Annotated in this window: 24 protein-coding genes and 1 tRNA gene; 16 read left to right on the forward strand and 9 right to left on the reverse strand. The window is 62.6% G+C overall.

Translation table 11 applies throughout. The annotated features are described in order from the left end of the window. Positions 1-3 precede the first annotated feature (3 nt). Genes ABWV42_RS06115 through ABWV42_RS06130 form a run of 4 tightly spaced genes read left to right on the forward strand, consistent with a single transcriptional unit; the run spans position 4 to position 4,479 of the window. The gene (locus ABWV42_RS06115) at positions 4-1,347 is read left to right on the forward strand and encodes an O-antigen ligase family protein (RefSeq protein ID WP_353339324.1); all 1,344 of its coding nucleotides are present in this window, start codon (positions 4-6) and stop codon (positions 1,345-1,347) included. Continuing rightward, positions 1,344-2,165: a sulfotransferase family 2 domain-containing protein gene (locus ABWV42_RS06120; protein WP_353339326.1), complete on the forward strand. Its 822-nt coding sequence runs from the start codon at positions 1,344-1,346 to the stop codon at positions 2,163-2,165. The genes ABWV42_RS06115 and ABWV42_RS06120 overlap by 4 nt, the downstream gene beginning before the upstream one ends. Beyond that, a complete protein-coding gene (locus ABWV42_RS06125; protein WP_353339327.1) occupies positions 2,162-3,439 on the forward strand; it encodes a lipopolysaccharide biosynthesis protein in 1,278 nt (425 codons plus the stop codon). Before ABWV42_RS06120 ends, ABWV42_RS06125 begins: the two co-directional genes overlap by 4 nt. Continuing rightward, positions 3,439-4,479, forward strand: coding sequence for a sugar-transfer associated ATP-grasp domain-containing protein (locus ABWV42_RS06130; protein ID WP_353339328.1), 1,041 nt, complete (start codon positions 3,439-3,441; stop codon positions 4,477-4,479). Before ABWV42_RS06125 ends, ABWV42_RS06130 begins: the two co-directional genes overlap by 1 nt. A gap of 51 nt (positions 4,480-4,530) precedes the next feature. On the opposite strand, the gene ABWV42_RS06135 is transcribed toward ABWV42_RS06130, so the two are convergent. The 3 genes from ABWV42_RS06135 to ABWV42_RS06145 all read right to left on the reverse strand — a co-directional run bounded on the left by ABWV42_RS06135 (position 4,531) and on the right by ABWV42_RS06145 (position 6,680). Beyond that, positions 4,531-4,607, reverse strand: a tRNA-Met gene (locus ABWV42_RS06135). Positions 4,608-4,683: 76 nt separating this feature from the next. Beyond that, positions 4,684-5,685 (reverse strand): GlxA family transcriptional regulator, encoded by a 1,002-nt coding sequence (locus ABWV42_RS06140; RefSeq protein WP_255107568.1) that lies wholly within the window; start codon positions 5,683-5,685, stop codon positions 4,684-4,686. 98 nt (positions 5,686-5,783) lie between these two features. Next, positions 5,784-6,680, reverse strand: a complete 897-nt coding sequence (locus ABWV42_RS06145; protein ID WP_353339329.1) for a LysR family transcriptional regulator — start codon at positions 6,678-6,680, stop codon at positions 5,784-5,786. A 110-nt stretch (positions 6,681-6,790) separates the two neighbouring features. On the opposite strand from ABWV42_RS06145, the gene ABWV42_RS06150 reads away from it, so the two are divergent. From ABWV42_RS06150 to ABWV42_RS06180, 7 genes are all read left to right on the forward strand, one after another. Continuing rightward, positions 6,791-7,978, forward strand: a complete 1,188-nt coding sequence (locus ABWV42_RS06150; RefSeq protein ID WP_353339330.1) for a lipid-transfer protein — start codon at positions 6,791-6,793, stop codon at positions 7,976-7,978. A gap of 1 nt (position 7,979) precedes the next feature. After that, positions 7,980-8,456, forward strand: a complete 477-nt coding sequence (locus ABWV42_RS06155; RefSeq protein WP_353339331.1) for an FAS1-like dehydratase domain-containing protein — start codon at positions 7,980-7,982, stop codon at positions 8,454-8,456. Beyond that, positions 8,453-8,863 carry a MaoC family dehydratase gene (locus ABWV42_RS06160; protein ID WP_353339332.1) on the forward strand — a complete coding sequence of 137 codons (411 nt, stop codon included), beginning with the start codon at positions 8,453-8,455 and terminating at the stop codon, positions 8,861-8,863. The genes ABWV42_RS06155 and ABWV42_RS06160 overlap by 4 nt, the downstream gene beginning before the upstream one ends. Positions 8,864-8,880: 17 nt before the next feature. Further along, positions 8,881-10,029, forward strand: a complete 1,149-nt coding sequence (locus ABWV42_RS06165; protein WP_353339333.1) for an acyl-CoA dehydrogenase family protein — start codon at positions 8,881-8,883, stop codon at positions 10,027-10,029. A gap of 14 nt (positions 10,030-10,043) precedes the next feature. Then, positions 10,044-10,868, forward strand: a complete 825-nt coding sequence (locus tag ABWV42_RS06170) for an SDR family NAD(P)-dependent oxidoreductase (protein ID WP_353339334.1) — start codon at positions 10,044-10,046, stop codon at positions 10,866-10,868. A 49-nt stretch (positions 10,869-10,917) separates the two neighbouring features. Then, positions 10,918-11,991, forward strand: coding sequence for a CaiB/BaiF CoA transferase family protein (locus ABWV42_RS06175; RefSeq protein ID WP_255107582.1), 1,074 nt, complete (start codon positions 10,918-10,920; stop codon positions 11,989-11,991). A gap of 176 nt (positions 11,992-12,167) precedes the next feature. Further along, positions 12,168-13,946 (forward strand): SLC13 family permease, encoded by a 1,779-nt coding sequence (locus ABWV42_RS06180; protein WP_353339335.1) that lies wholly within the window; start codon positions 12,168-12,170, stop codon positions 13,944-13,946. An 80-nt stretch (positions 13,947-14,026) separates the two neighbouring features. On the opposite strand, the gene hemE is transcribed toward ABWV42_RS06180, so the two are convergent. After that, positions 14,027-15,061: a uroporphyrinogen decarboxylase gene (gene hemE / locus ABWV42_RS06185; protein WP_353339336.1), complete on the reverse strand. Its 1,035-nt coding sequence runs from the start codon at positions 15,059-15,061 to the stop codon at positions 14,027-14,029. 210 nt (positions 15,062-15,271) lie between these two features. On the opposite strand from hemE, the gene hemC reads away from it, so the two are divergent. Both hemC and ABWV42_RS06195 read left to right on the forward strand, forming a co-directional pair. Further along, entirely contained in the window at positions 15,272-16,231 is a 960-nt protein-coding gene (hemC, locus tag ABWV42_RS06190; RefSeq protein WP_353339337.1) for a hydroxymethylbilane synthase, read from the forward strand. A gap of 144 nt (positions 16,232-16,375) precedes the next feature. Then, positions 16,376-16,936, forward strand: a complete 561-nt coding sequence (locus ABWV42_RS06195) for a hypothetical protein (RefSeq protein WP_353339338.1) — start codon at positions 16,376-16,378, stop codon at positions 16,934-16,936. A gap of 25 nt (positions 16,937-16,961) precedes the next feature. On the opposite strand, the gene hemF is transcribed toward ABWV42_RS06195, so the two are convergent. From hemF to clpS, 4 genes are all read right to left on the reverse strand, one after another. Continuing rightward, on the reverse strand, positions 16,962-17,855 hold the full coding sequence (hemF, locus tag ABWV42_RS06200) for an oxygen-dependent coproporphyrinogen oxidase (protein ID WP_353339339.1): 894 nt from the start codon (positions 17,853-17,855) through the stop codon (positions 16,962-16,964). A gap of 76 nt (positions 17,856-17,931) precedes the next feature. Continuing rightward, a complete protein-coding gene (locus tag ABWV42_RS06205; protein ID WP_255107597.1) occupies positions 17,932-18,732 on the reverse strand; it encodes an SDR family NAD(P)-dependent oxidoreductase in 801 nt (266 codons plus the stop codon). A gap of 37 nt (positions 18,733-18,769) precedes the next feature. Next, positions 18,770-19,750, reverse strand: a complete 981-nt coding sequence (locus ABWV42_RS06210) for a class I SAM-dependent methyltransferase (RefSeq protein ID WP_353339340.1) — start codon at positions 19,748-19,750, stop codon at positions 18,770-18,772. A 30-nt stretch (positions 19,751-19,780) separates the two neighbouring features. Continuing rightward, on the reverse strand, positions 19,781-20,101 hold the full coding sequence (clpS, locus tag ABWV42_RS06215) for an ATP-dependent Clp protease adapter ClpS (RefSeq protein WP_255107862.1): 321 nt from the start codon (positions 20,099-20,101) through the stop codon (positions 19,781-19,783). A gap of 120 nt (positions 20,102-20,221) precedes the next feature. On the opposite strand from clpS, the gene ABWV42_RS06220 reads away from it, so the two are divergent. The 3 genes from ABWV42_RS06220 (at position 20,222) to ABWV42_RS06230 (ending at position 23,219) form a co-directional block, all read left to right on the forward strand. Beyond that, positions 20,222-20,923, forward strand: coding sequence for an HAD family hydrolase (locus tag ABWV42_RS06220; RefSeq protein WP_353339341.1), 702 nt, complete (start codon positions 20,222-20,224; stop codon positions 20,921-20,923). Positions 20,924-21,181: 258 nt separating this feature from the next. Next, positions 21,182-22,486: a D-alanyl-D-alanine carboxypeptidase family protein gene (locus tag ABWV42_RS06225; RefSeq protein WP_353339342.1), complete on the forward strand. Its 1,305-nt coding sequence runs from the start codon at positions 21,182-21,184 to the stop codon at positions 22,484-22,486. 40 nt (positions 22,487-22,526) lie between these two features. Further along, entirely contained in the window at positions 22,527-23,219 is a 693-nt protein-coding gene (locus ABWV42_RS06230) for a fumarylacetoacetate hydrolase family protein (RefSeq protein ID WP_353339343.1), read from the forward strand. A gap of 85 nt (positions 23,220-23,304) precedes the next feature. On the opposite strand, the gene ccoS is transcribed toward ABWV42_RS06230, so the two are convergent. After that, positions 23,305-23,463 carry a cbb3-type cytochrome oxidase assembly protein CcoS gene (ccoS, locus tag ABWV42_RS06235; protein WP_255107607.1) on the reverse strand — a complete coding sequence of 53 codons (159 nt, stop codon included), beginning with the start codon at positions 23,461-23,463 and terminating at the stop codon, positions 23,305-23,307. Between the last annotated feature and the right edge of the window lie 3 nt (positions 23,464-23,466).

Here is a 23,466-nt window from a genome sequence, read left to right on the forward strand (position 1 = left end):
CCCATGCCCGCCAGCAAGGAAACCTCCCTCTCCGAAAGGCTCGTCGCATCCCTTCTGGTTCTCGCGCTGGCCGCGCTGCCGCTGACATGGGTTCACATCGCGACAATCGGCGGTTTCAAACTGAACCTCGCCTACGTCGCCACCCTTCTCTTGGGGTTGGTCCTGTTCTGCCTGCTGCCAAAGCTGCCCTCCCGAACCTGGCAGTTGCCCGGCTGGTGTGCCCTCATCCTTCTGCCCTACTTCTTCTACCTCATGGTTCTCGCCATCAGCCTCGCCGGCCTGCCCGACAATGGCATCGTCGTGCGGCAGGTCTTTTTTCTTCTGTGCGGCCTGACCTTCGGTGCCGCCCTGATGGTCACGGGCGCAGCCCCCCGCCTCCTGCGGCGCGGCGCCCTCTTCGCGATCCTGAGCTTTCTTGTCATTTCCGAAGTCGTCGCCCGCAACAATGGGCTTAGCTGGCTGATCGCCATCGAACGCCTGCTCCTGCACGGCGATCTGGACTTTGTCGTCTACGGATTCCTGCGTGAACTCTTCCGCATTGCCGGCCCCAGCGGCGCCGATGCTGCGGCCTCCGAAAAGAACATTATCGCAATCGCCCTGTTCACGGCCCTCGTCCTGTTTCGCGCCGCACATACCGCGAAGAAACCGGATCGGATCGGCCAGGCCATGACCCTCTTCATTATCGCCATCCTGCTGGTTCTCAACACGCGTTCGGTTGTGCTCGTCGCCGTGGTAACGCTGCCGGTCACCGCATTCATCGCAAAGCTCAACCAACCCCGCTTCAACCGCACCAGCCTCATCGTGAAGACCCTCGTGACTGTCTTCGCCATCGCCTGCGCCCTCCTCTTCCTCACTTCCGGCGGTGCCGCCGTGTCCCTCTTCGGCGATCGTTTCGCTTTTGATGACGCCTCAACCCAGGGCCGCCTGGATCAGCTTGCCTTCGCCCTGTCCCGGATCGAACACGCCATCTGGTCGGGCACAGGCCTGCAAGAGATCAACGGACAACTGGTGCACAACCTGTTCCTCGGCGCGTGGCTCCACTCCGGATTGCTCGCCTTCCTGCTGGTCGCCTCTTTCTACCTTGCCGTTCTCGCCACATGGATCAACTTCCTGATCACCATCGCGCGAAATGGCGCAAACTTCGCCCTTCCCCTGCGCCCCGAATGGGTGGCCATGCTGCCGGTCCTGCCCCTGTTCCGTGTCTGGATCGGCGGTGACGCAGGCCATCCGGGCTTTCCGGAATGGATTGCGCTCTTTTCGTTTTTCACCATCCTGCTCCTCAACCGTCTGGCGCAAGGCAACCGGACGGCTTGGACGACGAGCCAGACCCTGAGAGCCGCCCATTGAACAGGACGAACGACAGATTTGAAGGCAAGGCAACCGGCACCGCCTTTGTCGACCGGGCCAAAGGTCTGCGCGGTCGTATTCTGAACGCAACCCTGCCCCAGCGTTTCGTGTTTCACCACGTCCCGAAATGCGGCGGCACCTCGGTCGGGCGCGCCTTCCGGAAACGCTACCTGCTCAGCCAGGCCACAATCTCGCCCGAAGCCAGCTTCAGGGCCTATCAGGCCTTCACCGGGCGGCGGGACCGCGAACAGATGCTGGTCGATGTGCTGGATCTGCGCGAACAGATGCTGCTTTACCACCTGTATTCAGATACCCGCTGCGTGTCTGCACATGTCGCCTTTTCCGACATCGCCTACAGCGGCTTCTCGGACATCTACAAATTCGTCACCATCCTGCGCGAGCCGGTGTCCCGTTTCCTGTCGCACTTCAACTGGAGCTACGCACGCGACGGCGCACACGCCCGTATCGAAGAGGATTTCGACACCTTTCTGGAAACCGAGCGGGCAAAACGCATGGGGGCAACCTACGTGGAATACTTCGCAGGGCGCCCACCGATCTCGGACATCGCCACCCCAAAGGCCATTGCCAAGGCCATCTGCAACCTGAACAAGTTCGACGTCGTCGGCCGCCTTGACGACATGGCGCGCTTCGAACGCAACATCTCGGATAAGCTGGGCTTCCGCGTTCGCATCGGCCACGAAAACCGCGCCAGCGCACCGAGATCAGGCATACAGCGATCCAGCCTGACCACAGCACAGCTTCAAAAGGTTCAGGACCTCTGCGCCCCGGACATAGCGATATACGAGGCCGCGCCGTGACGACCTCTGCCCCGCCCCAGATATCCCGGCCACCATCGCTACGCAGGAACATCGGCTTTGCGATTGCCGGACGCGGATACTACGCCCTCACACAGTTTCTCGTCGTCGCCATCGCCGCCCGCCTTGGCAGCCCCGAAGACGTCGGTGCCCTCACCCTTGCCGCTGCAATCGTGACGCCGCTGTTCTTTCTCGCCACAATGGGCACGCGCGACGTGCTGACCGTCGACGACCTCGATCATTTCAAACGCGAGGACTATGTGGCGCTCCGCCTGCTGGGCGGCTGTCTCGCCGTGGTCCTCAGCATCCTTGCCGCCTTTCTCCTTTATCGCTCCGACGGCGCCTTCCTTCTGCTCAGCGTCACCGCCTTTGCCTTTGTGAAATTCTTTGGCGCCCAGGCCAGCATGAACCACGCCATGTTCCAGCGCGCCGAACGGCTCGACTATGTCGCGCTGTCGCTTCTGGTGCGCGGCTCTGCCGGGATCATCGCCTTTACACTGATCTTCTGGCAAACCCGCAACCTGCCTGCCGCCCTCGCCTGCGAGGCCCTCGCTTGGGCGCTCAGCTTCTGGATCGTCGACCGTAATCTCCTGGGCCGCCTGCAATCCGATGTCTCGCTCGAAAGCGCGCTGAACGCCAGCCTGCGCCGGGTCGGAAAACTCTTCCTCTGGGTCCTGCCGGTGGGCATCGCCCTCTGGATGCTTCGGGCCTCTTCTTCCGTGCCTGCCCTTATGCTGGAACGCGACTATGGGCTACAGGCCGTCGGCCTCTTCGGCGCGTTGTTCTACGTCCATACCGCGCTGTCGATGCTCGCCAACACCCTCGGCAGCGCCTCTGCCGCACGCCTCAGACGCTACCTGCGCGAAGGCCGCCACAAGGATTTCACCCGCCTCTCCTGGTCACTCGTGAAATACGCCGCCCTCTTCGGCGCACTCTCGACCGCATTGGCATGGGTCTTCGGCGCGCAACTCCTCACCCTGCTCTTCGGCGCAGAGTACGCGGATCGAAATCTCTTCACCATCATCGTCTTTGCCTCCTCCATAACGCTCGCGGCCTCTCCCCTCGTGACCGCCGTCACCGCGGCCCAGGCCTTCCGCTGGCGGATTGTCATCTCCGGCTCAAGCCTTCTGGCCGCCTGCCTCGTGGCTTTGCTTCTGATCCCCGTCTATGGAACATTCGGCGCAGCCTGGACCTTCGTCCTCTCAAGCGTGGCCTATCTCGGCTCTACCCTGATCGCCTGCCGGCGTATCGCCGCCATCAGTCAAAAGGCAGCATGATGTCGAACCGGATCAAAACTCTCGGAAAACAGGGGATCGCCAACCTTCAGGCCCGACGCCGCCAGTGGCTCAGCGTCCGCGAGGCCCGGCGCATTGTCGACGCCGTCGAACAATCTGACGGCCCGCTCACCTCTGCCATGCGCAAACGGGCACGCGAAGACGCGGTTGAACGGCTGGGGAACGATTACCACGCCCACTGGCTTCTCGCCTTTGCCGCGCTTGCCGGAGAATACCGCGAAGGCTGGCTGCCGGAATGCTACTACCTTGCCCACACCATGCGCAATGTGAACGGCGAAGCCCACCGCCTCGGCCGCATTCGCGCCACCAACCCGTTGTTCATGGCCAACGTCGACCTGCCAGACATCGCCTATGCCCTGAACGGCCGCTTCCTCTCCGCACGGCTTGAGCCCCTCTCGCCCACCGAGGCGCTCACCCGCCTGAAGGACCACGCTGAAATCGTCTTCAAATCCGATGGCTCCGGTTTTGGCAACGGTGTCGAAATCCTCGCCACCCAGAGCCTCACGGCCCCCGATCTCATCCGCCTTGGCAATGGCGTCTTCCAACCAAGGATTATGCCCCACTCGGACTTCTCCCGCTTTGGCTCGGACGCGCTGGCAACCATCCGCCTCGGCACCGTCCTGCCCGCAACCGGCCCGGCCCAACTGCGCATGGCCTATCTGAAACTCGGACGTCATGGCCAGAAACACGTCGTCGCCCAGAACCAGCTGCGCATCGCGATCGACCTGCACTCCGGCCACCTGTCCGATCTGGGATACCTCTCCAACTGGACCCGCGTGGACCGTCATCCAGACTCACACACAGACTTCGCAGGCAAGCCCATCCCCGGCTTCGACAAGGCCGCCCAGATGGCCCTTAGCCTGCACGACAAGATGCCACTGGCGCGGTTCATCTGTTGGGATTTCGCCATCGACCGCGAAGAGCGCCCGCAGTTTCTCGAATGGGAAGGTGGCGTCGTCAGCTTTGCCGAGGGCATTCAGGGCCCCTGCTTCGCCGATCTTCACTGGGACAGCTTTCACTAGCGCCAAAAAGAAAACGGCCCTGAAAGCGGGTGCTTTCAGGGCCTGAATTCTTGGTGGCGGTACAGGGACTTGAACCCCGGACACGCGGATTATGATTCCGCTGCTCTAACCAACTGAGCTATACCGCCTTGAGTGAGGGGGGATTTATGGGACTCGCCGGTGATGGTCAAGAGGGAAATGCGCGGCCCATGCAGATTTTGTGATCTACCCCGTCGTCACCGAGAACGAGTAGGGCGAGACACCGAAACGCTCGCGAAAGCGCTTGGAAAAATGCGAGGTCGACTCGAACCCACAGGCCACGGCCACCTCGCTCACTGGCAGATCGGTTTCCGCCATCAGCGCCCGCGCCCGTTGCAATCTCAGGTCCATCAGATACCGCTTCGGCGTGCGCCCAAGGTGATGCGAAAACAGCCGTTCCATCTGCCGCCGCGACACCCCGACCCGATCAGCAATGTCATCCAGAAGGATTTCCTGATCAATCTCCTCGTCGAAGATGCTGATGATCTGCAAGAGCTTCTGGTTTCTGATCCCCAGCGACGCCGATTTTGACGACTGCTGGCTGTCCACCTCCGAACGATGCACGAAATGCAGGCACATGTTCAGCACCGCCTGGCTCAGCATCGGCCCGTGCTTTTCGTAGATCATCTTGAGAAACAGATCGGTCGCCGCCGCCCCGCCACCACAGGTCATGATCCGGTCGTCGATCACATACAGCTGCTCGCGCACGTCCAGATCGGGATAGGTCTCGCGGAACGGCAACTGGTTCTCCCAGTGCAGCGTCAATCCCCGCCCCTTGAGGATACCCGCACGCGCCAGCGCATAGGCCCCGGTACACAGCCCGCCCACCGTGCGCCCGGTGCGCCACTGGTAACGCACCCAGTCCGCAACCTTCTTGGAAACGGCCTTTTCGGGCTCCACCCCGGAACAGACAAACACCTTGGCACCTGCGGGGGTATCCCCCATCGCGCAATCCACCCCAAGCTCAACCCCGTTCGAGGCCCGCACGCTTTGCCCGTCCTCGGACATCATCGTCCAGCGATACAATACCTGCCCCGTCAGCTGGTTGGCAATCCGCAACGGTTCGATCGCCGCGCTAAAGGCCAGCATGGACAGGTTGGGCAACAGCAGGAACACGAAATGCTCAGGCTCGGCAGTCACGCCAAGATCCACATGGGCCACGCCTTTGGGGACCAGTCCTTCGCTCATCTCGTTCCTCTACATATCTGGATACGCCAATATAACCGGCCCGATGCGCCCCTCACAACCAGACTGCGACGGTTTTTCGCCGCAAATCAGCGCACCCGTCAGGACGCCGTCGGCGGAAAGGCCTTCAACGCCTCGCGCAACCACCGCATCGCCCGCGCCGGAACCCGTTCGGCCCGATAGGCAAAGACCATCGGCAAGGGCGCTCCCATATCGAAGTCAATCACCTCGAACCGGCTCTGGAAGGCCTGGCTGTGGGTATAGGTTTCGACAACCACACCCACCGTATCCGTCCGCTCGATGATCCCCGAGGCCATCGGGAAGTTCTCAAGAATATGCAGCCCCCGCGCCGGATCCCCCTCAAGGTGATCCAGAACCCCCATCAGGGGCATCACGTGCGGCCCGGTAATATCAGGCGAAATGATCGGAAATTGCGCCAGCTCGGCCGCCACCACCCGTCGTCCGCTCAGCGGATGCCCCTTGCGCGCGAACATCCGCGCCTTCAGGGGCGGCAGGGGTTCGGTCACGAACCCAGCCTCGCCGAACAGCGTATGTTCCGGCGCGATCATCGTATCGAGATCACCCTGCCGCAAAAGCTGCACCCCCGCCTCATAAGGCGTGCCACGCAACTGCACCCGCACCTCCGGATGGTTCACCACAAGATGGCGCACGGCCCGGTTCATCACCCCCTCCAGAGAGGGCGGCGCAATACCGATCCGCAGCACCCTGTCGCGGGAATCGCGCCCGCTCTTGGCGTCCATCACCAACTGATCCATGTCCGAAAGGATGCGCGCCGCGCGGTCAATGAAATCCCGCCCCGCCGCCGTCGCTACAACACCGCGCGCCCGCCGGTCAAACAGGGCAACCCCCAACTCGGTCTCCATGTCGGCAACCGCCTTGGTCACCGCCGACTGCGTGATATGCAGCCCCCGCGCCGCGCCCGAGATCGATCCCTCGCGATCCACCGCCACAACATATCTCAGCTTGATCAGATTCACCCATTCCCCCAAGGAATACCTTTGGATAATATTGAATTTGCCTAATGGCCTGCGTCAATCCCATACTTCGTCCAAAGCAAGTAAAGTGATTGGGATTCGGGGAGGACACCATGAGCAAGACATCCACCATCGTTGCCGGCGTCGGCATGATCAAATTCGCCAAGCCCGGCGCCTCTGACAGCTATGACCAGATGGGCGCAGCCGCAATCCGCGACGCGCTTGCAGATGCGGGCCTGTCCTATGATGACATCCAGCAGGCCTACGCCGGATATGTCTACGGCGATTCCACCTGTGGTCAGAAAGCCCTCTATCACGTTGGCATGACCGGCATCCCGGTGGTCAACGTCAACAACAACTGTTCGACCGGCTCAACCGCCCTGTTCCTTGCTCGTCAGGCCATCGAACACGGCGTTGCCGACTGTGTCCTTGCCGTCGGCTTCGAACAGATGCAGCCCGGCGCGCTCACCAGTCACTGGACAGACCGCCCCACCCCCTTCGATGATTTCGACGCGGAAACCGATGCGCTTGTCGGCAACGGTCAGGTGCCGCTGGCGCTGCGCTACTTTGGCGGCGCGGGCAAATCGCACATGGAAAAACACGGCACCACTCTGAACGACTTCGCCAGGATCCGCGCCAAGGCCTCGCGCCACGCGGTCAACAACCCACTGGCCCTGTTCAACACCGAAGTGACCGAAGATCAGGTCATGGACGCCCCGATGATGTGGGAGGGCGTGATGACCCGCCTGATGGCCTGCCCGCCCACCTGTGGCGGCGCGGCGGCAATCCTCTGCTCCGAAGATTTCGCACGCAAACACAACATCCCGACAACCGTCACCATCAAGGCGCAGTCCATGACCACGGATTTCACCTCGACCTTCGAGGCCCACGATATGATGCAGGTTGTTGGCTACGACATGACCGCCGAGGCCGCCAAACAGGTACAAGAGCAATCCGGCATCGGCATTGAAGACGTCGACGTCGTGGAACTGCACGACTGTTTCGCCCACAACGAACTCATCACCTACGAAGGCCTTGGCCTCTGCCCCGAAGGCGGCGCGCAACAGTTCATCGCCGATGGCGACAACACCTACGGCGGCAGGTTAGTGACCAACCCTTCCGGCGGTCTTCTGTCCAAGGGCCACCCCCTCGGGGCCACCGGCCTTGCCCAATGCTATGAACTCACCCACCAACTGCGCGGCACCGCTGAACGCCGACAGGTGGAGGGTGCGAAAACCGCCCTGCAACACAACCTCGGCCTTGGCGGCGCCTGTGTCGTCACCCTCTATCAGGCGGCATGACATGGGAATTTTCGACCGCAGCTCCGAAGGCTATGAAAGCCCGCCGATCGAGATCACTGTCGAACGTGGCGCGGTGGCGTTCTTTGCCGAAACCATCGGCGAGACCAACCCGATCCACAGCGATGTCGATGCCGCCCGCTCCGCCGGCCACCCTGACGTGATGGCCCCGGCAACATACCCCGTGGTCCTCGACATGGCCGCCGCCAAGGCCGGTGCCCGCAAGGGCATCGCCCCGCTTCTTGAGCGCATCAACGCCGACATGCGCGTGCTCCTGCACGGCACCGAAACCTATGACTATCACGGCCCGATCTTCGCGGGCGAAACCGTCGAGATCATCAGCCGTGTCAAGGGTTTCACCGACGCCAAGGGCGGCGCGCTGGAAATCGCCCATCTCGAAATGGAAGTGCGCCACCCCGACCGCGGCACGCTCTCTGTTGCGCGTCGTGATCTGATCCACCGTCTGGGAGGGGGCAAATGACTCCGCAAACCGCACAAGTGGGCGACACGCTGCCCCCCGTCACCTTCGGCCCGATCACCCGCACCACACTGGCGCTTTATGCCGGGGCCTCGGGCGATCACAATCCGATCCACATCGACACCGATTTCGCCGCCAAGGCCGGTCTCGACGATGTCTTTGCCCATGGCATGCTGTCGATGGCGCAACTTGGCCGTGTCGCAACCGATTGGGCGGGGATCGACCGCCTGCGCGGCCTCTCCAGCCGCTTCACCGCCATCACACCCGTCGGCGCGACAGTCACCTGCGAAGGCCGGATTGCCGAACGCCTTGAGAAAGAGGGCGAACCGCTGCTGCGCGTTGCCCTGACCGCAACCATCGACGACGGCACCCAGACCCTGCGCGGCGAAGCCCTGATCTCCGCCGCCTGATCCCAAAGGACCCCCACATGCCAACACATCTCTGGATGCAGGAAGAGCATCACGCCTTCGCAGGCTCCGTTCGCCGCTTCCTCGAAGACGAATTCCAACCCAACCGCGATCAATGGAAGAAAGACGGTCTCGTCCCCAAGGAGTTCTGGAAAAAATCCGCGGAGATCGGAATCCTCGGCGCCACCATCCCCGAAGACTTCGGCGGCCTTGGCCTCTCGCGCCACTTCGACGCCGTCACCTTCCTTGAACAGGCCAAGATCGGCGACAGCGGCTGGGGCTTCTCGGTCCACAATATCGCGACCCACTACATCACCGCCTTTGGCACCGACCAGCAAAAGGAAAAGTGGCTGCCCGACCTCGCCAGCGGAGAAAAGGTAGCCGCCATCGCCATGACCGAACCCGGCACCGGCTCGGACCTTCAGGCGGTCAAGACCACCGCCATCAAGGACGGCAACGAATACCTGATCAATGGCTCCAAGACCTTCATCACCAACGGTGGCAGCGCCGACCTGATCGTGCTGGTGGCCAAAACCGATCCCACCTCGCGTTCCAAAGGCGTGTCGCTGATCATCATCGAAACCGAAGGCTTCGAAGGCTTCTCCGTCGGCCGCCGCCTCGACAAGATGGGCATGAAGCGCAACGACACCGCCGAACTCTCGTTCCAGGACGTGCGCGTGCCGCAAACCCACCTTCTGGGGCAGGACGAAGGCCAGGGCTTCTACCAGCTGATGAAACAGCTGCCGTGGGAACGCCTGATCCTCGCCTACTCGGCACTGGGCGCTGCACAATGCGCCCTCGATACCACCCTCGCCTATGTCAAGGAACGCAAGGCCTTTGGCCAGCGCATCATGGATTTCCAGAACAGCCGCTTCAAACTCGCCGAAGCCGCCTCCAAGATCGAAATCCTCGCGGCCTTCGTCGACCAGTGCCTCGCCGAACTGGATCAGGGCCTCCTGACCCCGGAAAAGGCCGCGATGGCGAAATGGTGGTCCACCGACGTGCAATGCGAGATCGTCGACAACTGCCTGCAACTGCACGGCGGCTACGGCTACATGAACGAATACCTGATTTCGGAACTCTACACCGACGCCCGCGTGCAAAAGATCTACGGCGGCACCAACGAAATCATGAAGGAAATAATCGCGCGATCGCTCGACGCGGATTGAGGAAGGACAGTCACATGAAACTCGAAGGCAAAACCGCCTATGTCACCGGCGCAGGCAACGGCATCGGCCGCGCCGTCGCCCTGAAACTCGCCTCCGACGGCGCCAATGTCGTGGTCAATGACCTCGAAGTCGATCCCGCGATCAGCGTGGTGAACGAGATCAAGGCCATGGGCGGCAACGCCGTCGCCGTGCCCGGCTCAGTCACCGAAGACGGCTTTGCCGAACGCTTCATCGGCACCGGCATCGAAACCTTCAAGGGCGTCGACATCATCGTCAACAACGCTGGCTACACTTGGGATTCGATGATCGGCCACATGACCGATGACATGTTCGACGCCATGATGGCCGTACACGTCAAAGCCCCCTTCCAGATCCTGCGCGCCGCCAGCGGCTTCATCAAGGGCGCCGCCAAGCAGGAGGCCGAAGAAGGCCGCGAAGTCTTCCGCAAGGTGGTCAACATCTCCTCGGTCGCGGGCCTTGGCGGCAATATCGGCCAGGCCAACTATTCCTCGGCCAAGGCCGCCGTCGTCGGCCTTACCAAGACCATGGCCAAGGAATGGGGCCGCTCCAAGGTCTGCGTCAACTGCGTCGCCTTCGGCTATATCGAAACCCGCCTGACCGAAGCCACCGATGAAAAGAAAACCATCACGGTTGATGGCAACGAAGTCGGCATCGGCATCCCCACGAAGGTCGCGGGCGGCTTTGCCTCGATGGTTCCCATGGGGCGCGGCGGCACCCCCGAAGAAGCCGCGGGCGGCGTCTACCTGTTCTGCATCCCCGAATCCAATTATGTCTCGGGTCAGGTACTGACAGTCGGCGGCGGTTTCACCCTCGGCTAAACCACCCGACACCCCGCCAATGCGGACAACGCAGACCAAGGAGATCCCCATGCTGAACGGCATTCGCATCATCGAAATCGAGGGCCTTGGCCCGGGGCCCTTCGCCGCCATGCTGCTGGCCGATCTGGGCGCGGATGTCATCACCATCCACCGCAAGGGCAAGGGCGGGCAGGTCACTGCCGACGGCTCGGTTCTGGATCGCGGCAAACGCTCCATCGCGCTTGACCTGAAAGACCCGGACGACCTCGCCACCGCCCGCAAGCTCATCGCCACGGCGGATGCGCTGATCGAAGGCTTCCGCCCCGGTGTGATGGAACGCCTTGGCCTCGGCCCCGAGGTCTGCCACGCAGACAACCCCGCACTTGTCTTCGGACGCATGACCGGCTGGGGCCAGTCCGGCCCCCGCGCCGAAACCGCAGGCCACGACCTCAACTACATCGCCACCTCCGGCGCCCTGCACTATGCCTCCGAACCCGGCGCGCCACCGATCACCCCGGCCACGCTGGTCGGCGACATCGGCGGCGGTGCGCTTTACCTCGTGGTGGGCCTCCTGTCCGGCATCCTCAACGCCCGCACCACCGGACGCGGCACCGTGGTCGACGCCGCCATCGTCGATGGCTCGGCGCACATGATGTCGCTCCTGATGGCGATCCGCCAGACCGGCATGATGCCCGACACCCGCGGTCAGGGCTTGCTCGACGGCCCGCACTGGTCCCGCACCTATGCCTGCGCCGACGGCGGGTTTGTCTCGGTGCAATGCCTCGAACCCCAGTTCTATGCCGAGTTCCTGTCCCGCCTCGGCCTCTCCGACGATCCGGAATTCCAGAAACAGCACGACCAGAGCCTCTGGACCAAGCTGACAGCCCGCCTCGAAGACATCTTCCTCGCCGAACCACGCAGCCACTGGGATGCCCTGTTTGATGGCTCCGACGCCTGTGTCGCCCCCGTCCTGTCCCCGGGCGAAGCCGCCAACGCGCCACATGTCTCGGCCCGCCACATCTGGCAAACTCCGGGTGGCACCCTCCAACCCGCCCCTGCCCCGCGATTTGACGGCAAGGTCGGCAGGGTGAACGCCCCCTGCAAACGCGGCGAACATACCGAAGAGCTGCGCGCGGAACTCTGACCCCCTCGCAACCAACCAATTTTTCTAGAAAAATTGCAGGCAGAAAACTTTTACCGAAAAGTTTTCCGCCCTATTTTCAGACATATCCCTGCAATCAGCCTTTGAGGCCTGCTTCGGCCCCATGTTAAGCTGGACCCCCACCAACGCCCCCTGCCATTCTGCCCGTGGGAGACCAGATGACCGACCTAGCCCAACCAGCCACGCTTGATGCCCTGATTGCCCTCGGCATCCTCGCGCTGATGTTCGCGCTGTTTGTCTCTGAACGCTGGCCGCCCGAGGTGGTCGCCCTTGGCGCGGCGGCCACGATGCTGGCCACCGGCATCCTGCCCTACGAGGCCGCGCTCCTGGCCCTGTCCAACCCTGCGCCCTGGACCATCGCCGCCATGTTCATCGTCGCCGGGGCTATGGTCCGCACCGGCGCGCTGGATCGTTTCACCCGCCTCGCCGAGGCCTGGGCCGAAGCCTCCCCCGCACGCGCCGTCGCCGGCCTCATCGGCTTTGCCGTCATCGCCTCTGCCTTTGTCAACAACACCCCCGTTGTCCTGATCCTGATCCCCGTGTTCGTTCAGCTGTCGCGCAAGCTGAATATCCCCACCAGCAAACTGCTGATCCCGCTCTCCTATGCCTCCATCCTCGGCGGCACGCTCACGCTCCTCGGAACATCCACCAACCTCTTGGTGGCCGGGGTAGCGCAAACCCACGGCCTCGCCCCGTTTTCGATTTTCGAAGTCACCCCCCTGGCGATCTTCATCGTGATCTGGGGCACGCTCTACCTGCGCCTTGTCGCCCCCCGCCTGCTGCCCGAACGCGCAAGCATGGCCGCCCTTCTGTCCGATGGTGCGAAGAAAAAGTTCCTGACCGAGGTCGCCATCCCCGAAGACAGCCGTCTGATCGGCCTACCCGCAACCGAGGTCGATCTCTTCAAACGCAGCGGCGTGCGCCTTGTCGACGTCCTGCGCGGCGAAGCCTCGCTGCGGCGTGACCTCAAGACCGTCACGCTTCAGGCCGGCGACAGGGTCGTCCTGCGCTCGCAGATGGAAGAACTTCTCGGCCTGCAGGACAACAACGACATCCGCAGCGTCGACAAACTCACCTCGCGCGGCACCGCCACCGTCGAAATCCTGATCACCCCCACCACCACGATGGTCGGCAAATCGCTTGGGCAACTGCGCCTGCGGCGGCGCTATGGCGTATATCCGCTGGCCGTCCACCGCCGCAATCAGAACATCTCGGGCCAACTTGACCAGCTGGTCCTGCAAATCGGTGACACGCTGCTTTTGGAAGGCGCACCCGAAGATATTTCGCGCATGGCCTCGGATGTTGGCGCAGTCAGCGTCAACCAACCCGCCGTGCGCCCCTATCGCCGCTCTCATGCCCCCCTCGCCGCGCTCGCGCTCGCCGGGATCGTGCTTCTGGCGGCCTTCGGCATCGCGCCGATCCTCTTTCTGGCCATCCTCGCCGTGGCCTTTGTCCTCTTCACCCGCTGCATCGAAGCCGAAGAGGCCTTTTCCTTTGTCGACGGCCGTCTCCTCGTGCTGATCTTCTCGATGCTCGCCGTCGGCACCGGTCTCGAAGCCGCGGGCGCCGTCACCCTCGTGGTCGAGGCCGCCGCCCCCTTTCTCAAGACAATGCCGCCCTTCCTGATCATCTGGTCGCTCTACCTGCTGACCTCGATCCTGACCGAACTGATCTCCAACAACGCCGTCGCCGTGGTCATCGCCCCGCTGGCCATCAGCCTCGGCACCTCGCTGGGCATTGACCCCCGCCCGCTGGTGATTGCCGTCATGGTCGCCGCCTCGGCCAGCTTCGCCACCCCCATCGGCTACCAGACCAACATGATGGTCTATGGCCCCGGCGGCTACAAGTTCACCGATTTCCTCAAGGTCGGCATCCCCCTGAACCTCAGCATCGGCCTCCTGGCCTCGGCCCTGATCCCGGTCATCTGGCCGCTCTGACGGCGTCGCCACACATCAGGAAACAAAAAACGGCGTGGGTGCAGACCCACGCCGTTAAACTTTGCGCATGGCACGCGGAATTACTTGCCGCGCACCGTGTCGATCATCAGCTGCACGTTCTCGGGATCGGCGTCCGGCGTGATACCGTGGCCCAGGTTAAAGATATGCGGCCCCTTGCCAAAGGCCTCCACGATCTTGCGGGTCTCGCGCACCAGATCCTCACCACCCGTCACCATATGCGACGACTTCAGGTTGCCCTGCACACAGCCGTCTTTCTGAACGTTGGCCGCGGCCCATTCCGGCGTCACACCATCATCCAGCGCAACGCAATCCGCACCGGTTGCCTCGGCAAAACCGGCATAGCGTTCGCCCGCACCACGCGGGAAGGCAATGATCGGCACATCCGGATGGCGCTCTTTCAGCGCGGCAATGATCTTCTTGGCCGGTTCAAGCGCATATTTGTCGAAATCCGCGCCCTTGAGCGATCCGGCCCAGCTGTCGAACAGCTTGACCACTTCGGCCCCGGCCTCGATCTGTTTCGACAGGTATTCGATGGTGCCCGCAGTCAGCAGGTCAATCACCTGATCAAACAACGCCGGATTGGAATCCTTCAACGCATGTGCCGGACCCTGATCCGGCGTGCCACGGCCTGCAATCATATAAGTCACCACCGTCCAGGGCATCCCCGCAAAACCAATCAGCGTGGTCTCGCTCGGCAACTCGCGCGACAGGATGCGCACGGTCTCGTAAACCGGGTTCAACACCTCGTCGATCTCGGTCACAGGTTTCAGCTTGTCGAAATCTTCCTGGCTTTCGATGGTCGACAGACGCGGCCCTTCCCCGGTCACGAACCAGAGGTCGGCACCAAGCGCCTGCGGCAACAGCAGGATGTCTGCAAACAGGATCGCCGCATCAAAGCCATAGCGCCGGATCGGTTGCAGGGTCACTTCCGCTGCCAGCTCGCTGTTATAGCAAAGCGACAGGAAATCCCCGGCCTCGGCGCGGGTTGCACGGTATTCCGGCAGATAGCGCCCAGCTTGGCGCATCATCCAGATCGGGGGGGTGTCGAGCGTTTCGCCGGCCAGAGCCCGCAGGATTTTCTTCTTCTCAGTCATGATGCACCTCTTAGCTCTGCCCATTTGGCTCAGCGTTGACATGGGTCAAGGAAACCATGTGGCGATCCATGCCTTTTCAGCGGGAACCACAAGGCCCCGATTGTTCCACGACAGCCAGGCCATTTGCCACAAGCTAGGTCGCGTGCAAGCGGCAGGATGTCAACCCTTCTGCGCTTGTCAGGCCAAACCGTCAGGATTAGACCCGTAAATATGACACTGAACCTGCCTTCCCCCGACTCGCCCCTCAAGATCGGCACCCGTGGCTCTCCGCTGGCCCTCGCACAGGCCTACGAGACCCGCAGCCGCCTGATGGCCGCTTTCGACCTGCCCGAAGCCGCCTTCGAGATCGTCATCATCAAGACCACCGGTGACGATGCCGCGCTGATCGCCAAGGATCGCCCGCTCAAGGAACTGGGCGGCAAGGGCCTGTTCACCAAGGAGATCGAAGAAGACCTCCTGTCCGGTGCCATCGACATCGCCGTTCACTCGATGAAGGATATGCCGGTCCTGCAACCCGAAGGTCTCCTGCTCGATACCTACCTGCCGCGCGAAGACACCCGCGATGCCTTTGTCTCGCCCAACGTGAAAACCCTGGCAGACCTGCCCGCAGGCGCCGTTGTCGGCACCTCGTCCCTGCGCCGCCGCGCCCAGCTGCTGAACTACCGGCCAGACCTCAAGGTCGTCGAATTCCGCGGCAACGTACAGACCCGGCTCAAGAAACTGGGTGACGGCGTGGCCGACTGTACCTTCCTTGCCATGGCTGGTCTCAACCGCCTCGGCATGAATGACGTGGCCTCCTCTGCCATTCAGCCCGAAGAAATGCTGCCCGCCGTGGCGCAAGGGGCCATCGGCATCGAACGCCGCGCCAACGACAGCCGCACCGCCGACATGCTCGCCGCCCTGCACGACACCGCCACCGGCCAGCGCCTCGCCGCCGAACGCGCCTTTCTGGCGGCACTGGACGGCTCCTGCGAAACCCCGATCGCGGCCCTTGCCGAACTGGATGGCACCACCCTGCGCCTGCGCGGTGAAGTCCTGCGCCCCGACGGCTCCGAGAGCCTCAGCGAAGACAAGACCTGCGCCATCGAAGACGGTGCCGAACTTGGCCGCGAAATGGCGGCCAGCCTTCTGGCCAAGGCAGGCGAAGGTTTCTTCGACTGGCGCCAGTAAGTTTCCAATCTCGAAACAATTCACGAAAACGGCGGGGATTACCCGCCGTTTCTCGTTTCAAGAACCCCATTTCGGAACGCTGCCTTCCCCATTTCCGCCATCTTCACAACCCATGCTGGAAACATGGCGAATGGAGATAACCTTATGAACGCAATGACGGGATCACTGGCAGTAACCGCGACCCCTACCCGAGTCAAAGTGCAGAAAGCCTATGCCTATACGGCGCGGGAAATGGATGGATACTTCCGCCACACCTCGCATGGCGAGGCAATCATTCGCTTTATCGGCATCGTGCTGATCCTCGGTGCCTTCATCCAGTGGCTCGTACCGGAAAACGCCGATGGCTTCCCGTCGTTGATGACCAAGACCGGGCTGGCCGTGGCCTTTTCGCTCATCGGGATCGCGATCTACACCTCGGCCCTGCGCGGCTCGCGCCATGAACTGCGTCTCGACCCAAGCCGCCGCGACCTCACCCTCACCCGCCTTGATCGCCGCGACAATGTCCGCAGCAGCAAGAGCTTCCCGCTCACCCAGATCAAGAGCATCTACGTCAAGAAACCGGAAGTGCCCGGCGCACCTGCCCGCATGCAACTGCGCCTGATCAACAGCAGCAACGAGATCACGGCGATCCGCGGCCCCTATGAAGAGGTCGAGATGATGCACCGCACCCTCTGCCGGCACATCCACATTCTTCAGAACAAGTAACCGCGAGGGGCAGGTCTATCTGCCCCTACACCCACTTCGCCATCGGCGGCAGGCTCATCAGAACCGCGTTGGCGTCATGCCCGGTCTCAAGCCCGAACTTGGTGCCACGGTCATAAACAAGATTGTACTCGGCATAGAGACCACGGTGCACCAACTGCGCATCCTTCTCGGCCTCGCCAAATCCATCCACCCGACGTTTCTCGACCAGCGGCACAAAGGCCGGCAGGAACGCCTTGCCCACATCCTGGATAAAGGCGAAATCCGCCTCCCAGTCGCCGCTGTTGTGGTCATCAAGGAAAATACCGCCAACACCCCGCGCGCGGCCCCGGTGCGGCACATAGAAATACTCGTCCGCCCATTCCTTGAGGCGCGGGTAATGCGCTTCGTCGTGGCGATCACAGTGTTCCTTCTGAACCGCGTGGAAATGCGCGGTGTCCTCATCATACTCAAGACAGGGGTTCAGGTCGGACCCGCCGCCAAACCACCACGCATGCGGCGTCCAGAACATCCGCGTGTTCATGTGCACCGCGGGACAATGCGGGTTCTGCATATGCGCCACGAGGGAAATGCCACTGGCCCAGAACCTCGGATCGTCCTTCATGCCGGGAATGCCCTTGCGCGCCGCCATCGCCGCCTGCGCACGTTCACCCAATTCGCCGTAAACGGTCGAGATATTCACGCCGACCTTTTCGAACACGCGACCACCGCGCATCACCGACATCAATCCGCCACCGGCATCCGATCCGTCCGCACTGGCGCGTTTGGTTTCGCTCACGTCGAAACGGCCCGCGGCCTGATCGGCAAACGGCCCCTCGGCATGGCTGTCTTCCAGCCCCTCGAACGCCGCCACGATCTGATCGCGCAACTCGCGGAACCACGCCGACGCGCGTGCCTTCTGGCTTTCCATCTGATCGGTCATCCGGTCTCTCCCTGAACAGTCTTGACTGATCAACTATCAGGGCCGCCCCACAAGGGCCAGCGCCAGATCAACGCATCTAGTGCGCCGGAGCAGGCACCGGATCAACAAGGGTGCGCCCACCATCCACCGTCAGGATCTGCCCGGTCATGAAACCCGACCCTTCCGACGCAAGGTACTGCACCGCATCCGCCAACTCGCCCGGCCCGGCAATCCGGCCCAAGGGCGTGTTATCCTCGATAAGATTGCGATAATCGCGATTGTCCTTCAGCGTGCTCTGAAGGCTGGCCGACATCACCGATCCAAACGCCACCGCGTTGACCCGGATACGATGCGGCGCAAGCGCAACCGCAAGGGATCGGGTCATCTGGTCAAGCGCCGCCGTCGACACCGAGTAAGCCAACAGGTTGGGGTGCGACCGGCGCGAGGCAATCGACGACAGGTTGATGATCGACCCTGCCATGCCCTCTTCCTTGCCCTCGGCCTGCTTGACCATCCGCTTGGCCACATACTGCGAGAGCCGCAGCGAGGTCATGAGGTTCTGATTCAGCATGGTGATCACCGACTCGTCCTCGGGATCAAGCGCATTGGAATGCACCACCTGCCGACAGCCATTCACAAGAATATCGACCGTATCAAAGGCGTCGATCGTCGCCGACAACAGGTTCGCAATCGTCAGCTTTTCGCGAAGATCACCCGCAAAGTAGCGGATATTGCCCTCTTCACGGTTTTCGCCAACCTCTTCGATGAGACCGCTCTCATCCATGTCGGCAAACATCACGTTGGCCCCGTGATCCGCAAAGTGACGCGCCACGGCCAATCCAATGCCGTTTGCCGCTCCGGTAACAATCGCGGTCTTGCCTGCAATCGAAAAAGACATCTGCGCCTCCGATGATTCTGCGCGACCTTACGCGGTTTTACCGCCTCGCGCGAGACGGACGCGACGCATGAAGCACCTTGAAGCGACCATCGCCCGCAATTTCCTCGACCTGCCCAAAGGCCGCATTCAACGCGGTTTCATAGGGAAGATGACGGTTTGCCACCATCCACAACTGACCGGACGGTGCAAGCATCCGCGCCGCGGCCTCGATAAAGGCCACGCCCAGCGCAGGTTCGGCCGACCGCCCGGTGTGGAACGGCGGGTTCATCACCACCGAATCCATCCGCGCCCGCGCCTCCCACCGGGTCACATCCGCCCAGTGAAACGCGGCCCGCGCGTCCTCGACATTCTTTCGCGCGCAGTCCAGGGCCACATGATCCGCTTCCACGAGGTAAAGCGTTTCGACACTCTCGCGGCTCAGGATGTCACGCGACAGGTATCCCCATCCGGCCCCAAGGTCCGCAACATTGCGCCCCAGCTTGGCAGGCAGGGCCGCCGCCAGCATCTTCGACGCCGGATCAATCCCGTCCGCCGAAAACACGCCGGCACGGGTCAGGAAACCATCCACCTCCTGCCACTCGGGCGCGGCCCAATCGGCAAAATCGCCACCCGAGAACCAGAACAGCTTGCCATGCGCCTTGGCGACCACACCGGCCACCTCTGCACGTTTGCGGCATTCCTTGAGGATACTGTCCGACCCGTCCGTCTTCTGGCCGTCCACGATCACCACATCCGCACAGGCCACCGCCCGCGCGATCAGGTCATGAGCCTGTTTCTTGGCGCGCGGCAGGCACACCAGCGCAGCCGCATAGCGCCCGTTCTCGGCAACATCACAGGCATATCCCGCCCGCTCATAGGCCTCATAGTCGGGCCGCAGGGGCTGGATCACCCGACACCGCTCGCGCGGCAGGGCCGATAGGTCAAACCCCGCACGCGGGGCAAAAACTGCGATCTCCCCCGCCTCGGGCAGGGTCAGGCCATTGTCCTCAATGGCCAGGGTCAGACGGGAATGGGACATTCAGAGGTCAGATAACCGGCGCGTCGCCGATCATTCCTTTTCCATTGTGCATTGCAGCGGATGCTGGTGACGACGGGCGAAATCCATCACCTGTGTCACCTTGGTTTCCGCGATTTCGTGGCTGAACACGCCAACAACCGCCACACCCTTCTTGTGCACGGTCAACATGATCTCGAACGCCTGCGCGTGGGTCATGCCAAAGAACCGCTCAAGGATGTGAACCACGAATTCCATCGGGGTATAGTCGTCGTTCAGCAAAAGCACCTTGTACAAAGGCGGACGCCGCGTGCGCGTACGCGTCTGCAGCGCGACGCCGAAATCGCCGTCGTCATCGCCGTTATCGGCGCTCATGTGCAAAGCATAATCGTGCATGGGTATCCGCGTCTGGTTTAAGGGTGTCGCCTTAGCGGGTTTATATAACCTGTCTTTAGTTCTAGAAAAGAGCTTCAGGCCACGAAATCAAGGCGAAACATGTCCAGAACCCTCACCACTGTCGGTTTCGACGCCGATGACACCCTCTGGCACAACGAGCGATTCTTCCGCATCACCCAGGATCGCTTTGCCGAATTGCTGGCCGACTACACCCACAAGGACCATCTCGAGGAACGCCTTCTCGAAGCCGAAAAGCGCAACATCGGCCACTACGGCTTTGGCATCAAGGGCTTCGTCCTGTCGATGATCGAAACCGCCATCGAGGTCACCGAAGAACAGGTTCCCGCCAGCGTCATCGCCGAATTGATGGCCGCCGGACGCGACATGCTGCAACACCCCATCGAACTCCTGCCGCACGCCCGCGAGGCCGTCGAAGCACTGGCCGGAAGCCACCGTATCGTGTTGATTACAAAGGGCGATCTTCTGGATCAGGAACGCAAACTGGCGCAATCCGGCCTTGGCGATCTCTTTGACTGGGTCGAAATCGTCTCCAACAAGACACCCGACATCTACCGCACGCTCTTTGACCGCCACGGCGACGGCCCTGACCGCGCCATGATGGTCGGCAACTCCATGCGCTCCGACGTTGTCCCGGCAATCGAGGCCGGCGGCTGGGGCGTCTACGTCCCGCACGGTCTGGTCTGGGCCCTCGAACATGCCGAAGCCCCCAACGACGCGCCCCGCTTTGCCGAACTGGAATCACTGGCCGGGCTTGCCGACCTCGTAAACGACATCGGCTGACCTGCCTTATTCCCGCCACATTCCCCCCGCTCTAGTGGTCGCCCCGAAAAAATACCCCACATCTTGGTTGTTTTTCCGGTCACGCTGCCAAACCTGCTGAAAACAAAGGCTTTATCGAAAAGACACCCTGTGTTAGCGTGACGTCAAATAATAAGGCCGAACCGGAGAACCGGCGGCTTGAGGCAGAGAAGGCAGTTTATCGTGAAGGTTCGGCTCAGTTCGCCGGCTCGTTTCGGTGTCGTTGCGCTAGTGCTCCTGATGAGCCTGGCAACCCTCCCCCTATCGGCAATCGCAGCACCCTATGCCGCGATGGTCGTGGATGCGCGCTCGGGCGAAGTCCTCCATTCCCGCAATGCCGACACCCGTCTGCACCCGGCCTCCCTGACCAAGATGATGACGCTCTACATCGCTTTCGAGGCGGTGAAAAACGGCGAAATCTCCCTTGATACCAAGGTCCGCATCTCCAAGAACGCCGCCGCCGAACCGCCATCGAAACTCGGCCTGCGCTCCGGTCAACGCATCGCCCTGCGTTACCTAATCCGCGCCGCCGCCGTGAAGTCCGCCAATGATGCCGCCACCGCCATCGGCGAAGCCATCTCCGGCTCCGAGGCCAAGTTCGCCCGCCGCATGAACCGCACCGCGCGGGCACTCGGGATGACCAACACCACCTTCAAGAACGCCCACGGCCTGACCGAATCGGGGCACCTGTCTACCGCCCGCGACATGACAACGCTCGGGCGGCACCTGCTCTATGATTACCCGCAGTATTACAACCTGTTCTCGCGCCGCTCGACCCACGCCGGCGTGAAAACCGTCAACAACACCAACCGCCGCCTGCTGAACGCCTATCGCGGCGCCGACGGCATCAAGACCGGCTATACCCGCGCCGCGGGCTTCAACCTCGTGGCATCCGCCGAACGTGGCCGCGAACGGGTGATCGCTACCGTCTTCGGCGGTCGCTCCACCGCCTCGCGCAACGCCAAGGTCGCCGAACTCCTCGACCTCGGCTTCCGCCGCGCGCCCAGCCGCGTCGCCCTGCGCAAACCGAAACTGCCGAACTACGGCACCAGCGCGCCAGCCGGCAAAACCATCCGCGTCGCCACCGCCGTCAAGAAAAGCCTGCGCCCACAACTGCGCCCCAAAACCCTGTTCCGCACCGAGCCCGAGACGCCCGAAACACAGGATACGGTTGTCGCCAGCGCCAGCAGCATCGAGTTCGACATCCAGACCGCCCTCATCGAAGCCCAGGGCGACAAACCTGCCGCCGCCCTCCCCGAGGAAGACATCGACACCCCGCAGGTCGTGACACGTATCTCCACCTCCGGCGGGCGTCACTGGGGCATCAACGTCGGTCGCTACGCCAGCCGCTACGCCGCCGAAAAGGTGCTCCTGAAAACCGCGCTCACCGAGATGAGCACGCTCGACGGCACCCTGCGCAAGGTGGTCAAGAATTCGCGCGGCTTCGAGGCCAACTTCGTCGGCATGACCCGCGAAACCGCCGACCTCGCCTGCCGCCGCCTTCAGGCCCGCCAGATCGCCTGTTTCACCATCGGCCCGTCCTGATCGCTTGCCCCCGCCGCCCGTCTGAGACAAGACTGGCGACATGAGCAAAACGATCATCCCCGCCCCCGCCCCGACGCTGCTGCCGGTCCACGGCAGCGACGCGCTGTTCCCTGTCCGCCGCATCTTCTGCGTGGGCCGCAACTACTCCGAACACGCCCGAGAAATGGGGCACGACCCGGACCGCGAGCCGCCCTTCTTCTTCACCAAACCCGGCGATGCAGCCGTGCCCTCCGGCCTGACCCTGCCCTTCCCACCCGCCACCGAAAACCTCCACCACGAGGCGGAACTGGTCGTCGCCATCGGCACCGGCGGCCGCGATATTGCGGCAAAAGACGCAGACCGCCACATCTGGGGCTATGCCACCGGCAACGATCTCACCCGCCGCGACATGCAGGCCCGCGCCAAGGAGATGCGCCGCCCCTGGGACATGGCCAAGGGCTTTGACGCCTCCGCCATCATCGGCCCGCTGCACCCGATCACCGAAACCGGACCACTGACCTCGGGCGCGATCACCGCCCATGTCGATGACGACCTGCGCCAGACCGGCGATCTCTCGGAAATGATCTGGCCCACCAGTGACGTGATCGCCTTCCTCTCACGCCTCGTCACCCTCGCCCCCGGCGACCTGATCATGACAGGCACCCCCGCAGGCGTCGGCCCCATCACCCCCGGCCAAACCTGCCGCGTCGAAATCGCGGGCCTCTCCCCCGCGACAGTCATCTTCAAGCCATAAGAAAAGGGCCGGTCACAAAACCAGCCCTGCTTCAATGCACACAGAAATACTCCCGCCGGAGGCATCCCGCCCCCGCGGCCATTCCTCACGGTTTCGGGCGGTCGTCCCACTCGCCGCTCAGGATACGCTGCGCATCCCCTTCGGGGTCTTCATACTGGTCCGACCGCACCGTGTAGAGAAAGGCCAGAAGGCCCACGCCCCCAAGTATTAGCGAGATCGGGATCAGATAGGACAGCACAGACATGGA

The sequence above is a fragment of the Pelagimonas sp. KU-00592-HH genome (genome assembly GCF_040369695.1).
Classification (GTDB): Bacteria; Pseudomonadota; Alphaproteobacteria; order Rhodobacterales; family Rhodobacteraceae; genus Shimia.